The organism is Bradyrhizobium sediminis (assembly GCF_018736105.1).
In the GTDB taxonomy this organism is placed as follows: domain Bacteria; phylum Pseudomonadota; class Alphaproteobacteria; order Rhizobiales; family Xanthobacteraceae; genus Bradyrhizobium.
Window position 1 is genome coordinate 2,948,492 of sequence record NZ_CP076135.1, and the last position, 14,593, is coordinate 2,963,084.

10 protein-coding genes are annotated in these 14,593 nt (G+C 65.9%); 4 read left to right on the forward strand and 6 right to left on the reverse strand.

Going from position 1 to position 14,593, the window contains the following annotated elements:
- Position 1: 1 nt before the first annotated feature.
- Both mfd and KMZ68_RS14085 read right to left on the reverse strand, forming a co-directional pair.
- Positions 2-3,520 carry a transcription-repair coupling factor gene (gene mfd / locus KMZ68_RS14080; RefSeq protein WP_215611911.1) on the reverse strand — a complete coding sequence of 1,173 codons (3,519 nt, stop codon included), beginning with the start codon at positions 3,518-3,520 and terminating at the stop codon, positions 2-4.
- On the reverse strand, positions 3,517-3,807 hold the full coding sequence (locus KMZ68_RS14085; protein WP_215611912.1) for an FAD assembly factor SdhE: 291 nt from the start codon (positions 3,805-3,807) through the stop codon (positions 3,517-3,519). The genes mfd and KMZ68_RS14085 overlap by 4 nt, the downstream gene beginning before the upstream one ends.
- 394 nt (positions 3,808-4,201) lie before the next feature.
- Here KMZ68_RS14085 and recG point away from each other — a divergent pair, with 394 nt between their 5' ends.
- The gene (gene recG, locus KMZ68_RS14090; protein ID WP_215611913.1) at positions 4,202-6,310 is read left to right on the forward strand and encodes an ATP-dependent DNA helicase RecG; all 2,109 of its coding nucleotides are present in this window, start codon (positions 4,202-4,204) and stop codon (positions 6,308-6,310) included.
- 120 nt (positions 6,311-6,430) lie between these two features.
- Here recG and KMZ68_RS14095 read toward each other — a convergent pair whose 3' ends face one another.
- Both KMZ68_RS14095 and glmS read right to left on the reverse strand, forming a co-directional pair.
- Positions 6,431-7,207, reverse strand: a complete 777-nt coding sequence (locus tag KMZ68_RS14095; RefSeq protein WP_215606699.1) for a DUF502 domain-containing protein — start codon at positions 7,205-7,207, stop codon at positions 6,431-6,433.
- A gap of 109 nt (positions 7,208-7,316) precedes the next feature.
- Complete coding sequence (gene glmS / locus KMZ68_RS14100) at positions 7,317-9,143, reverse strand: glutamine--fructose-6-phosphate transaminase (isomerizing) (protein WP_215611914.1); 1,827 nt, start codon at positions 9,141-9,143, stop codon at positions 7,317-7,319.
- 236 nt (positions 9,144-9,379) lie between these two features.
- On the opposite strand from glmS, the gene KMZ68_RS14105 reads away from it, so the two are divergent.
- A complete protein-coding gene (locus tag KMZ68_RS14105) occupies positions 9,380-9,610 on the forward strand; it encodes a hypothetical protein (RefSeq protein WP_215611915.1) in 231 nt (76 codons plus the stop codon).
- Positions 9,611-9,652: 42 nt separating this feature from the next.
- On the opposite strand, the gene glmU is transcribed toward KMZ68_RS14105, so the two are convergent.
- Entirely contained in the window at positions 9,653-11,008 is a 1,356-nt protein-coding gene (glmU, locus tag KMZ68_RS14110) for a bifunctional UDP-N-acetylglucosamine diphosphorylase/glucosamine-1-phosphate N-acetyltransferase GlmU (protein ID WP_215611916.1), read from the reverse strand.
- A 178-nt stretch (positions 11,009-11,186) separates the two neighbouring features.
- Between glmU and KMZ68_RS14115 the strand changes: the two genes are divergently transcribed.
- Entirely contained in the window at positions 11,187-12,389 is a 1,203-nt protein-coding gene (locus tag KMZ68_RS14115; protein ID WP_215611917.1) for a hypothetical protein, read from the forward strand.
- A gap of 112 nt (positions 12,390-12,501) precedes the next feature.
- The gene (locus tag KMZ68_RS14120; RefSeq protein WP_215611918.1) at positions 12,502-12,882 is read left to right on the forward strand and encodes a hypothetical protein; all 381 of its coding nucleotides are present in this window, start codon (positions 12,502-12,504) and stop codon (positions 12,880-12,882) included.
- Here KMZ68_RS14120 and KMZ68_RS14125 read toward each other — a convergent pair.
- Entirely contained in the window at positions 12,842-14,467 is a 1,626-nt protein-coding gene (locus KMZ68_RS14125) for a glycoside hydrolase family 17 protein (protein WP_215611919.1), read from the reverse strand. The two genes, KMZ68_RS14120 and KMZ68_RS14125, sit on opposite strands and share 41 nt — an antisense overlap.
- Positions 14,468-14,593 lie beyond the last annotated feature (126 nt).

Here is a 14,593-nt window from a genome sequence, read left to right on the forward strand (position 1 = left end):
GTCACGCCGCCTTCCTGTCCTCGGCGAGATTGGCAAGCTGCCGCAAGATCTCGGTGGTGCCCATCAGCCGCTCCTCCGGCGTCTGCCAATCCTGGAAGAACACCACCTTCATGTCGGGCCGCACCCTCGCCGCCTGGCCGTGCTGACGGATGAAGTAGACCAGCCGGTCCGGCTGCGCGAATTTGTTGTCGCGGAAGGTGATGACCGCGCCCTTCGGCCCGGCATCGACCTTCTCGACATTGGCGCGCCGGCAATAGCCCTTGATGGCGGCGATCTTGAAGAGATAGCGCACCTCGTCCGGCAGCACGCCGAAGCGGTCGCGCAGCTCGGCGGCGAAATTGTCGATCTCGTCGTCGGTATCGAGATCGGCGAGCCGCCGGTACAGCGACAGCCGCACCGAGAGGTCTGCGACGTAATCCTCGGGGATCAAGACGGGCATGCCGACGGTGATCTGCGGCGACCAGCGGTCGGCGGCGGGCTCGACCACGCCGGCCTTTAGGTTGAGGATCGCCTCCTCCAGCATCGACTGGTAAAGCTCGAAGCCGACTTCCTTGATATGGCCGGACTGCTCCTCGCCGAGCAGATTGCCGGCACCGCGGATGTCGAGATCGTGCGAGGCGAGCTGGAATCCGGCTCCCAGCGTTTCCAGTGACTGCAGCACCTTGAGCCGGCGTTCGGCTTGCGCCGTGATCTTCTGCTGCGCCGGCAGCGTGAACAGCGCGTAAGCCCGCAGCTTGGAGCGCCCGACCCGGCCGCGCAGCTGGTAGAGCTGCGCCAGCCCGAACATGTCGGCGCGGTGCACGATCAGGGTATTGGCAGTCGGGATATCCAACCCGGACTCGATGATCGTGGTCGAAAGCAGGATGTCGTATTTGCCGTCGTAGAACGCCGACATGATGTCCTCGATCACCGTCGGCGGCATCTGGCCATGCGCGACCGCGACCGTCATCTCCGGCACGTTCTTGTCGAGGAAGTCTTTTACTCCCGCGAGATCCTCGATCCGCGGCACGACGTAGAACGCCTGCCCGCCGCGGTAACGTTCACGCAGCAGCGCCTCACGGATCATCAGGGGATCGTGCGGCGCCACGAAGGTGCGGACCGCCAGACGGTCGACCGGCGGCGAGGCAATGATCGAGAGATCGCGCACACCGGTCAGCGCCAGTTGCAGCGTGCGCGGGATCGGGGTCGCGGAGAGCGTCAGCACATGCACCTCGGCGCGCAATTGCTTGAGCTTTTCCTTGTGGCTGACGCCGAAATGCTGCTCCTCGTCGACGATCAGCAGGCCGAGATCCCTGAACTTGATGGATTTGCCGAGCAGCGCGTGGGTGCCGATGACGATATCGACCGAGCCGTCGGCCAGACCTTTCTTGACCTGCGTCAGTTCCTTGGCCGGTATCAGGCGCGACGCCTGCGCAACATTGACCGGGAAGCCGCGGAACCGTTCGGCAAAATTCTTGCTGTGCTGTCGCGCGAGCAGCGTGGTCGGCACCACGACGGCGACCTGCTTGCCGTCGAGCGCGACCGCGAAAGCGGCGCGTAGCGCCACCTCGGTCTTGCCGAAACCGACATCGCCGCAGATCAGCCGGTCCATCGGCCGGCCGCTTTCGAGATCCTTCAGCGTGGCATTGATGGCGCCAAGCTGGTCCTCGGTTTCATCATAGGGGAAGCGCGCGCAGAACTCGTCGTACAGCCCGGGCTGCACCGGCAGCTTCGGCGCTTCATGCAGATGCCGCTCGGCGGCGATCTTGATCAGTTCGCCGGCGATCTCGCGGATCCGGTTCTTGAGCTTTGCCTTGCGCGCCTGCCAGCCGCTGCCGCCCAACCGGTCCAGTTCGACATTGGCGTGGTCGGAACCGTAGCGCGACAGCAGTTCGATGTTTTCCACCGGCAGGAACAGTTTGGTGTCGGCGGCGTAATGCAGCTCCAGACAGTCGTGCGGCGCGCCGGCGACCTCGAGCGTCTGCAGTCCGACGAAACGGCCGATACCGTGCTCGACATGCACCACGAGATCGCCGCTGGCGAGGCTGGTGACCTCGGAAATGAAATTGTCGAGCTTGCGGCTGGCCTTGCGCGGCCGCACCAGCCGGTCGCCGAGAATGTCCTGCTCGCTGATGACGGCGACGTGGTCGGTCTCGAAACCGGATTCCATGCCGACCACAGCCAGCATGGCCTCGTTGCGCGGCGTCGCCTGCACCGTGCGCCAGCTGTTGACGCTGGTGAGGTGGACCAGCTTGTGGTCCTGCAGCATGCTGCGCATGCGGTCGCGCGAGCCTTCGCTCCACAGCGCGATCACCACTTTCTTGCGCTGGGCCTGCAACGCCAGCACATGTGCGACCACAGCCTCGAACACGTTGACGGAAGTATCGGTGCGCTCCGGCGCAAAGTTGCGTCCCTGCCGCGCGCCGGCATCGACCACGCCGGCGCCGGCGTCGGGCATGGCGAACGGAGTCAGACGAGCCAGCGCCGACTGCTCCAGCCGCCTGGTCCACTCGTCCTCGGTCAGATAAAGCCGGTCCGGCGGCAACGGCTTGTAGATCGCGCCGCCGCCGGGATGCTCCAGCGCTTCGCGCCGCGCGTCGTAGTAGTCGGCGATCTGCTTGAAGCGCTCGCGCGCGGCGTCCTCGCTTTGCGGCTCGATCGCGATCGGCGCGCCGTCGAGATAATCGAACAGCGTATCCATCCGCTCCTGGAACAGCGGCAACCAATGCTCCATCCCGGGATGGCGGCGGCCTTCGCTGACCGCCTCGTACAGCGGATCGTCGCGCTCCGGCGCGCCGAAGGCTGCGACATAGCCCATGCGGAAGCGGCGGATGGTTTCGGTGACCAGCTGGAATTCCGAGACCGGCACAAGGTCGAGCGCGCGCATGTCGAGCAGCGTGCGCTGGGTTTCGGCATCGAAGGTGCGGATCGATTCCAGGCTGTCGCCGAAGAAGTCGAAGCGGACGGGCTGATCGAGCCCGGCCGGAAACAGGTCGAGGATGCCGCCGCGCACGGCGTATTCGCCGGGTTCGCGCACGGTGGAAGAGCGGTTGTAGCCGTTATGCTCCAGCCACGACACGATCGAGTCCATCGGCACGACGTGGCCGGGAGCGACCGACAGCGCTTGCGCCGCGACGGTTTCCCGCGCCGGCACCCGCTGCACGACGGCGTTGACCGTGGTCAGCACGATCAGCGGCTTGTCGCTGCCGGCAAGCCGCGACAGCCGCGCCAGCGTGGTCAGCCGTTGCGCCAGGATGCCGCCATGCGGCGACACCCGGTCATAGGGCTGACAGTCCCAGGCCGGGAATTGCATGACCGGCAAATCGGGTGCGAAGAATTCCAGCGCGCGCGCCAGTTGCTGCATGCGCGGGCCGTCGCGGCAGACCACGGCGAGGCTGACCGCCGATGGTCTGGGGCGCGCCGCCACCGCGCGCGCCAGATCCGACACGACAAGCCCTTCGGCGCCCTCGGCGACGTTGGCAAAGGTCAGCGCCCGCCCGGGCGACAGCAATTCAGCCGGCGATCGAACGGGCGATTTCATGCGCCGTGATCCGCCGAGCTAAACGACTGGATGCGGTCGAACAGGCGGTTGGCATATTCCGGCGCCGGCGGCATGTGGCCGGTCAGCGCGGCATAGAGATCGGGGTCGGGCACATCCATCAGATACTCGAATTGAGTCAGTTCCTCATCCGAGAGATTCGCGATCTCGGCGTCCGCGAACCGGCCGAGAATGAGGTCCATCTCGCGGATGCCGCGATGCCAGCAGCGAAACAAGAGCCGCTTGCGGCGGTCGTCCAGGCCCTCGCTCGATCGTGCCGATCCCGTCATTTTCCGATTCCCATCCGAACGCCAAAAGCCCGGACGTGCCGGGCGGGGTTGATATAGCGTTCGTTGTGGCGAATGTCAGCCCCGGTGTTTCGCCTGCAGTGCAGGCATATCGGATTTCGCTGTCCCGGATTTCGCCGAGCCGCAATGGTTTTGCTGCTTGCTCCGCGCTCCCCAGCGACCGGGCTTTCTTGCCACCGTCATGATCCGGCTTCAACAAATTCGTTTTTTGGCGCAAACCCGTCGGGCGGGTTGATGGTCTCAGCCCGTCGTCGCGCCGGATATTCCGGCGGGCGGCGTCCTGCCTGCAACGTCGCCTTCGAAAAAAGCCGTGGATGCCAGGTGCAAAGCTGTGCAAAGCCGGGCATGACGAACAGGAACGGACTTAGATTTCCCGATGCGCCCTGTTCTGCTCAATCCCTTGTTTGCGCCGGTCACGACCCTCAGCGGCGTCGGGCCGAAGCAGGACAGGCTGTTTCGCTATCTGCTCGACCGCCATGAGACGCCGCGGCTGGTCGATTTGCTGCTGCATCTGCCGGCGAGCGTGATCGACCGCCGGGCGCGGCCGAAAATCCGGGACGCCGCTCAGGGAACCATCGTCACGCTGGAGGTGACCGTCGACCGTCACCGCCCGCCACCGCCGCGCAATGCGCGCGCACCGTTCCTCGTCTATGCCAGCGACGACACCGGCGACGTGGTGCTGACCTTCTTCCGGGCCAAACCGGGCTACGTCGAGAAGCTGCTGCCGGTCGGCGCCAAGCGCTACGTCTCCGGCACCCTGCAGATGTATGACGGCGTCCCGCAGATCGTGCATCCCGACCGCGTCGTTGATGAAGAGGGATTCGCCAAGCTGTCGGGCATCGATCCCGTTTATCCCCTGACCGAGGGGCTGGCGTTGGGCTCGCTGCGGCGTGCGATGGCGCAGGCGCTGCAGAAGCTGCCGGATCTTCCCGAGTGGATCAGCCCGGAAGTGATCCGCCGCTGCAAGTTTCCTGCTATCGCCGAAGCGCTCCATCGCGTGCACGTGCCGGTCGAGCTCACCGATATCCTACCGGACAGGCCGTTCTGGTCGCGGCTGGCCTTCGACGAATTGTTGGCGGGGCAACTGGCGCTGGCGCTGGTGCGCGCGCAGTTGCGCCGTCCCGCCGGCGACCGCCACGTCGGCGATGGTCACCTGCGCAGCCGGATCATCGACGCTTTGCCTTACGCATTGACGACGTCGCAGCGCGAAGCCGTCGCTGCCATCACCGAGGATCTGCGTCAGCCGGTGCGTATGCTGCGGCTGCTGCAGGGCGACGTTGGAAGCGGCAAGACCGTGGTGGCGCTGCTGGCGGCGGCCGCCGTCACCGAGGCCGGCAAGCAGGCCGCGCTGATGGCGCCGACCGAAATCCTGGCGCGCCAGCACATCAAGACGATTGCGCCGCTGGCCGAACGCGCGGGCCTGCGGGTCGCGATCCTCACCGGGCGCGAAAAGGGCAAGGAGCGGCGCGAACTGCTGGCGCGGCTCGCCGCCGGCGAGATTGATTTCCTGGTCGGCACCCACGCGCTGATCCAGGACGACGTGGTGTTCAAGGCTTTGGCGCTGGCCGTGGTCGACGAGCAGCATCGCTTCGGGGTGCGCGAACGGCTGGCGCTGACCAACAAGGGCGACGCCGTCGACGTGCTGGTGCTGAGCGCAACCCCGATCCCGCGCACGCTGGTGCTGACCTATTTTGGCGACATGGACGTCTCGGAATTGCGCGAGAAGCCGGCCGGACGCCAGCCGATCGATACCCGGGCGGTGCCGAACAGTCGCCTCAACGAGGTGATGGAGGCCGTCGGCCGCGCGCTCGACAAGGGCAAGCTGGTGTACTGGATCTGCCCGCTGGTCGAGGAATCCGAAGCCGAGGGCACAGAACATCTGACCAACGCGACCGAACGGTTCGAAAGCCTGCGAGAGCGCTTCGGCGGCCGCGTCGGCCTGGTGCATGGCCAGATGAAGGGCGCCGAAAAGGACCGCGTCATGGAGCAGTTCGCCGCCGGCGAGATCGGGCTATTGGTCGCGACCACCGTGGTCGAGGTCGGCGTCGACGTGCCCGCCGCCACCATCATGGTGATCGAGAACGCCGAACGCTTTGGGCTTGCGCAGCTGCACCAGTTGCGCGGCCGGATCGGCCGCGGCTCCGAAGCCTCGACCTGCCTCTTGCTCTACAAGGAACCGCTCAACGAGATGTCGACGGCACGGCTGAAAGTGATCCGCGAAACCACCGACGGTTTCCGGATTGCCGAAGAAGACTTGCGACTGCGCGGCGAAGGCGACGTCCTGGGCACCAGACAAAGCGGCCTGCCCGGCTACCGCATCGTGCGCTCCGAAGTGCACGGCCAGCTCATCACGCAAGCACGCGACGAGGCGCTGCGTATCATGAAGGACAATCCGAAGCTGAAAGGCGACCGCGGCGAAGCCTTGCGCTGCCTGCTCTATCTGTTCGAACGCGATGAAGCGATACCGCTGATCGGGGCGGGGTAACTCCTGTCCCTCATGGTGAGGAGCCGCGAAGCGGCGTCTCGAACCATGAAGCCCGCCTGCGGCGCATCCTTCGAGACGCGGCGCAAGCGCCGCTCCTCAGGCTGAGGACTGTAGCGAAGCCTACTCCACCTTCGCCGGTTCCGGCTGCAGCGGGGTTGAATTCGCCACCCGTGCGGCGTTCGCCATGCCCGCCAATGCAGCAAGTTTCTTCTGCTGGTCGGAGCCGGGCTGCACCACGCCGCAGGACATGATCAGGGTCGCGGCGTCTTCCGCGCTCATCTGGATATCGACGATCTTGCTCTTCGGCACGTAGAAGAAGAAGCCGGTGGTCGGGTTCGGCGCGCAGGGCAGGAACACCGAGATGTGCTCCTCCTGGCCCGGCAGCTTGTTGGCGATCTCCACGCTGGGCGACTGCGAGATCAGCACGATCGACCACATCCCGGGCGAAGGGAATTCGACCAGGCCTACCCTGCGGAAGCTCGATCCCTGCCCCGAGAACAGCGTCTCGAACACCTGCTTGAGGCCGCGATAGATCGCGCGCACCACCGGCATGCGGCCGAGCAGCCGCTCGCCGAGATCGACCAGGGTTCGCCCGATCAGGTTGGCGGCGAGGAAGCCGAGCAGTGTCAGCGCGAACACGGCGACGATCAGCCCGGAGCCCGGCAGCCCGAACGGCAGATAGGTTTCCGGCCGGTACGCCAGGGGAACGAACGGCCGGACGATGCCGTCGACCCAGGTGACGAACCACCAGGTCAGATAGAAGGTGATCGCGACCGGACCGGCCACGATCAGGCCAGTCAGGAAGTAGTTGCGGAATCGGGCCATCAGGCCGCTGTGGACTTCCGGCGGGACTTCGTCCGTGGGCACGGGCGGAGGCAAATCGTCTGAATTCATCAGGGTTCCAGGTTGGTCGGAGCGGCTACCGTACAGTGCCAGCTAAGCCATCCTAGCAGGTTTTTGAAGACCGCGACCACCGCCTGAGGTGTGACACTTGTTCCCCGGTCCCCTATTCCACGGTCACCGATTTCGCCAGATTGCGCGGCTGGTCGACGTCGGTGCCCATGACCACGGCGGTATGATAGGCCAGCAACTGTACCGGAACGGCATAGACCATCGGCGTAAAGGCCGAGCCCATATCGGGCAGCACGATGGTCACCAGCGAGTCCACGGTCGCCTCCGCCGCACCCCTGGCGTCCGTCATCAGGATGATGTTGCCGCCGCGGGCGGCGACCTCCTGCATGTTGGAGACAGTCTTCTCGAACACCTTGTCGTGCGGCGCGATCACCACGACCGGCATGTTCTCGTCGATCAGCGCGATCGGGCCGTGCTTGAGCTCGCCGGCGGCGTAGCCTTCGGCGTGGATGTAGGAGATTTCCTTCAGCTTCAGCGCGCCCTCCAGCGCCAGCGGATAGCTGGTGCCGCGGCCGAGATAGACCACGTCCTTGTGCTTGGCGATCTCGCGCGCCAGCTTCTCGATCTGGGGCTCGGTCGAAAGTGCGGCCGCCATCAGCCGTGGAATTTCCACCAGCCCTTTCACGAGCCTGTTTTCGTCGGCGTCCGACAATTCGCCACGTGCCTTGCCGGCGGCGACCGCGATCGCGGCCAGCACCATCAGCTGGCAGGTGAAGGCCTTGGTCGAGGCGACGCCGATTTCGGGGCCGGCCAGCGTCTGCAGCACGGTCTCGCTTTCGCGGGCGATCGTCGAGGTCGCCACGTTGACCACCGACAGCGTGTGCACGCCCTCCGCCTTGGCATAGCGCAGCGCGGCCAGCGTGTCAGCGGTCTCGCCGGACTGCGAAATGAAGATCGCCAGATCCCCCTTGCGCAACGGCGCCTCGCGGTAGCGGAATTCGGAGGCAACATCGAGCTCGACCGGAAGGCGGCCGAAACGCTCGATCCAGTATTTGCCGACGTAACCGGCGTAACTCGCGGTGCCGCAGGCGACGATCGAGATGCGCTGGATGTCCTTGAAGTCGAACGGCAGTTTCACCGGCAGCGCGATGCGCTCGGTCGCCATGTCGACGTAGCGCGCCAGCGTATGGCCGACCACTTCCGGCTGCTCGTGGATTTCCTTGGCCATGAAGTGCCGGTAATTCGCCTTGTCGACCAGGAACGACGAGGCGCCGGATTTCAGCACTTCGCGATTCACCACCGTGTTGTGCTCGTCATAGATCACGCCGACCTCGCGGGTCAGCACCGCCCAGTCGCCGTCCTCGAGATAGCTGATGGTGTCGGTAAAGGGCGCCAGCGCAATCGCGTCCGAGCCGAGATACATCTCGCCGTCGCCATGGCCAATCGCCAGCGGTGAGCCCTTGCGGGCGCCGATCATCAGATTGCCGTGACCGCGGAACAGGAACGCCAGCGCGAACGCCCCGCGCAACTGCGGCAGCGACGCCTTCACCGCGTCCTGCGGCGACGCGCCCTTGAGGATGTAGGAATTGACCAGATGCGCCACCACCTCGGTGTCGGTCTCGCTGGTGAATTTCGCGCCCTGCTTTTCCAGCATCTGCCGCAATTCGCGGAAATTCTCGATGATGCCGTTGTGAACCACGGCGACGTTGTCGGTGGCGTGCGGATGGGCGTTGTTCTCGGTCGGCTTGCCGTGGGTGGCCCAGCGGGTGTGGCCGATGCCGGTATGACCGCCGAGCGGTTCGGCGCGCAGCCGGGCTTCCAGATTCTTGAGCTTGCCTTCGGCGCGGCGGCGCTCGAGATGGTCGCCTTCCAGCGTGGCGACCCCGGCGGAATCGTAGCCGCGATATTCAAGGCGCTTGAGCGAATCCACCAATTGCTCCGCGACCGGAGCGCGTCCGAGAATGCCGACAATGCCGCACATGCGGATCAATATCCCCAAATCGTCGAAAGATTTCGCAAACAGCGCGCGACCCTCTTAACGAAAATCGCCTGTTCCCAGATACTCAATAATTATTGCGGATTGCGACAGGGTAAAGTGTAAGCCTTAACAAGCCTGTCCGCGGAGCCCGCGGAATACCCGTTTCTTCCGGATCGGGACAGCACGTTAACCCGAGATCAACTGTTTTTCGGAAGGCTAGGCGATCCGGAGACAGGATCGTGACAGACACGCGCGACCACAGACCAGGCGACCGAGGCCTTGCTTCCCTGCATGTGCAGGCCAGCGAGACCGCAGGCACCCACCTGGCCCACTGGCCGCCGCCGATGCGCGGGCAGGAATCGAAGCCCGTACTCGTGAAGCACCAGCCAGGCGAGCCGGTCCAGCGCGCCAAACCGCGCGGCTGGCGGCTGACCCGCGCGATCTTTTCGGAATTCGCCGACGACGAGTAGTGCGCTCGCGCCAACAGCGTTCCCCATCACGCCGCGGCAGGTTCAAGCCTTCGGCGTCTTGGCCTTGGTCTTCAACTCGCGGTACCGCCTCGCCCCGCCCTCGCGGTTGGTCTGCGGGCTGCGCTCCACCGCCATGGCGTCGTCGGGCACGTCCTTGGTGATCACCGAGCCCGAACCGATATAGGCGCCGGCGCCGATTTTCACCGGCGCCACCAGCGACGAATTGGTGCCGATGAAGGCGCCCTCGCCAATCGTGGTCTTGTGCTTGGAGAAGCCGTCATAGTTGCAGGTGACGGTGCCGGCGCCGATGTTGGCCTTGGCGCCGACATGGGTGTCGCCGATATAAGAGAGGTGATTGACCTTGACGCCCGCCTCCAGCGTCGCCGCCTTGGTCTCGACGAAATTGCCGATTTTGGCGCCATCGCCGAGCGAGGTCCCCGGCCGCAGCCGCGCGAAGGGGCCGACCGACGTGTTCTTGCCGATCGAGGACTGCACGATGTGGGAGAACGAGTGGATCACCGCGCCGTCGGCGATGGAAACGCCGGGGCCGATCACCACGAACGGCTCGAGCGTCACGTCCTTGCCGAAGCGGGTGTCGGCGGTGAGATAGACCGTGTCGGGCGCGATCATGGTCACGCCGGCCTCGAGCGCCGCCTTGCGTAACCGCGCCTGCATGACCTGTTCGGCCTCGGCGAGCTGGCCCTTGGTGTTGATGCCCCGCACTTCGTCCTCGCTGGTTTCGATCACGACCGCCTCCAATCCCATGTCCCGGCTGATGGCCACTGCATCGACCAGATAATATTCGCCCTTGCTGTTGGCATTGCCGATCCGGTCGAGGATTTGCAGCGCCCGGCGGCCATCGAAGGCCATCACGCCGGCATTGCAGAGCGTGATCGCGCGTTCGGCAGGCGTTGCGTCCGCGTGCTCGCGGATCGCCACCAGCCGCCCATCCTCGACCAGCAGCCGGCCGTAGCCGGTGGGGTCGGCGGCTTGAAAGCCCAGCACCGCCAGCGCCGCGCCATTTTTCAACGGCGCGCGCAGGCGCGAAAACGTCTCGGCCGAGATCAGCGGCGTATCGCCGAACACCACCAGGAGATCGTCGGCGCCGCGCGCCAGCGCTTCGCGTGCGGCGAGCACCGCATGCGCGGTGCCGAGACGCTCGCGCTGCACGAAGGTGGCGGCATCGGGACGAACGCGTCGGGCCTCGCCGGCGACCGCCTCGTGGTCGGGGCCGATCACCACGGCGAGCGTGGCGCCCGCTCCCTTCGGGGCGGCGCCGAGCACATGGGCCAGTAGCGACTGGCCCGCCACGGGATGCAGCACCTTCGGCAGCGAGGATTGCATGCGCGTGCCCTCGCCGGCTGCGAGCACGATGGTAAGGCTGGAACGAGCAGTCATCCTGTTCCCTGTTCAATGGCGGCTGACGCCAGCGCCGCCGCCCTCTTAGAGCGTTTTGCTCCCTCTTGGAAACCCGATTCGCCGTCAGGCCAACCGGGGGGATTCAAGATGAGGACGTATTTCCTGTTAATGTTTGCCGTGTGATTCGGGTGGGCCTCGGGAGGGCCGGCAATTTCGTATGGCCAAGAATACCGACCATCTGGCTGACGGCTTCGAGGCCGAAAACACCGGCGGCGTGCTGTCGGGTTTTCTGGCGGAGGAAGACGAATTCGACCGCCGCACGCTGTGGCGGCTCGGCTCGTGGGGCGTCGCCTCGGTCGGCGCCCTCGTGCTCGCTGTGATCGTCAACCAGTCCTCGATCGGATCGCGGCGCGAGCAGGTCGCCGCCGCCGATCTGGCGCGGCAGGCGCAGCAGCAGATTCAGTCGGTCGCCAAGGAAAGCCACAGCGAGGCTAGGCGGCTGGCGTCCGCGATCGAGACGCTGAACGGCGATCGCGACCGGCTCTATACCCGCGTCACCGTTCTGGAACAGGGACTGGATACCGTCACCGGCTCGATCGGACGGCAGAACAGCGCCACGATGCCGCCGGTTCCCGCCTGGCCGGCGGCCGAGACGGCCGCGGTGCCGGCAAGTCCGCCCCCGGTTGTAGCACCCGTGGCGACGACGGCTGCGGCCGCAACCGACAAGGCGCGCACGGCCATGGCGGCGGTCGAGCCCGTGCCGACCACGGTGTCGTCGGTTGCCAGGGAAACGCTGAATCCGCCGGCGGCAGGCACTTCAACGCCGTTGATGCCGGCGAAATCGATGATGGCTCCGCCCGATGCCGCGGCAGGAAAACTGATCGAACCCGAGGCGTCGAAGCAGGCCGTCACCGCTGCGCCGATGCCGGAAGTGGCGTCGGTCGCCGCCGACGCCGAGCCGGGCGCGCCGGCGGCGGCTAAACTCGCGGTGCAGCGCACCGAATTCGGCGTCGATGTCGGGCGTGCGAATACGGTCGGCGGCTTGCGCGCGCTGTGGCGCGGCCTCTTGAAGTCGAAGTCCAACGCGCCGCTGGCGGCGCTGCGGCCGATCATCGTGGTGAAGGAAGGAAGCGGCGGGGTCGGCATGCAGCTGCGGCTGGTCGCAGGTCCGCTCGGCGATGCCGCCGCCGCGGCGAAAATCTGCGCGGTCATGATCGAGAACGAGCGGACCTGCGAGACCACCGTGTTCGACGGCCAGCGTCTGGCCCTGACGGGCAGCGAGCCGCCCGCTGCCGCCGTCAAGCCCGCGCCGCGCAAGCGCGCCAGCCCGAAGCGGCCGGTGGCGGCGGTCGAGGAGCCGGCCAAGAAGCCGGAATCCTCCTCGATGCTGACGTCGATGTTCACCCGACGCAGTCAATAAATCGTGTAATAACAATGTGTTGTATCCGATTCTTGATGCGATTTCGCGCGGCTGGCCGCCTGACGGCCTGTGCCGGGTTGTCCCGCAACGCGTTCCCGAGCATATTCGCGAAATGAAAAAGACCCCGTTCCGGCTGACGCCCTATCAGGTGCAATGGCTTCTGGTCGTCGGCTTCGTCACCGTCGGCTATGCGCTTTATCTGCGCTATCTCGCGATCGAGTTTTCCACCGTGGCGCTGGCCTGCGATGCCGGCCTGCACACCATGCTGTGCAAGACCCGGACGCTGGTGACGTCGCTGTTCAAGAATTCGGTGTTCGGCATCGTCGCGCTGATCATCGCAGCACTTCACGTCATCCGGCCGTCGATCGTGCTGCTGACCGGCGGGCTGGTCGCCGCCGGGTTCGGGATCGTGCTCTACAATATCAGCCTGTCAGGGCTGGCGATCGGCCTGCTCATTTTGGGCTTTGCACGCCCCGCGCCCGCCACAGCGTGATCGCCAGCAGGAAGTACATCGCGCAGGTCCACAGCGACTGCCAGTTGTCCCTGCCCTCATTGAACCCGGTGTAGAGCGCGGCAGCCGCCAGGAGGCCGGCGAACACGGCCTCCGCGATCGGGCGGGCGCCCTCCTGCGGGCGGTTCAGCGCCATCAGCGTCCACAACGGCACCACCGCCATGGTCAGCGCCGCATAGGGAAAATCCTTGTAGCGCGGGTCGAACACGAAGCCGAGCGCGGTCTCGGCGCCGATCAGCGTGGTGATCGCCAGCACCACGGCGAGCAGCGTGCCCAGGAGTGGGCGGGGATTGTCGTCGCGCGGACCGAGCAGTTCCAGGAAGGTCGGCAGCGAACGCCCCGACATCAAGGCGTTGGTCGCAAGCAGGGGCGCGGCGATGCCAGCCGCCAGCAGTGCACCCCATTTGAGCCAGCCGCCGATGCCGTAGCTTTCGTAAACCAGCTTGTCCCCGGCGATCCCGAGCAGGATGCCGGCCGTGGTGGCGGATACGGCAACCGCAATCCAGGCTGCCGGCCGGGGCGTCCAGGGCCGGCGGCGCAGCGTCAGCCAGGCTGCGCCGAACACGACGACGGCCAGCGCCATTCCGCCTCCCATCTGCAGCTTCCAGAACGGATAGTTGGTGATGGCTTCGCCCGGCGGGTACTTGACGGCGCGTTTGACCGAATCGATCAGGCCCCAGTAGCCGCCGACGGTGCCCTCGAGCTGGCGCTTCCACGGCTGGTCGTAGGCCTCGATCAGATTGACGCGAAAGTTCTCCCGCTTCGCCAGCGCCAGGATCTCCGACACCACGCGCGCCTGGTTGGCGCGCGACGGCAGCGCCGACTCGCGCATCCGCCCCGCGCTCGGCCAGCCGGTCTCGCCGATCAGGATTTCCTTGCCGGGAAACGCCACCGCCATCCGCTTACGGATGGAGTCGACGTGGATCGCGGCATATTTGGCGCGGATCGGGAAGTCTTCCCAGTAAGGCAGGATGTGAATGGTGACGAAGTCGACAGCGTCATAGACTTCGCGGTTGCGCAGCCAGTATTCCCAGACGTCGGCATAAGTGACGGGAACGGCGACCTGCGCCTTGACCGAGCGGATGATGGCGGCGAGGTCGGAGGTGGTCATCTCGCCGCGCAGCAGCACCTCGTTGCCGACCACGACCGAGGTGATGACACCGGGATATTCCTTCGTAAGCCCCACCACCGTCGCAATCTGCGCCTGGTTCTTCAGGCGGTTGCTGCCGAGCCAGATCCCCTGAATCACCTTCAGCCCGACCTTGGCGGCGAGCGCCGGAACCTGGTCGAGGCCGTTTTCGATCGAATAGGTGCGCACGCAGTCGGAAATCTTGGCAAGCTGCGCCAGATCCTCGGCGATCTGTTCCGGCGCGATATGGGTGGTCTGCACCAGCGGCGTCTGGTCGCCGCGGAACGGCGCGTAGGACACGCACAACAGCTTGGCGTTGGGGTCGATCGGCGCGCGCGCCAGATTGATAGGCGTGGCCAACCACCACCAGGTGGCGGCGATCGCACTCAGGGATATCAGGAGAAGCGCCAGTGGCGTACGAAGAGAAATCGGTTCCATCCTCCGGGCCGGGACCGTCGATTAGCTTGTCACCGGCCGTCTGCCAAGAGCAGGATAGCGGCAGGATGGACGCAATTCGGGACCCGCCGATGCGGGCGGCTCGAAACGGCGCGATAAAGTTGTGAG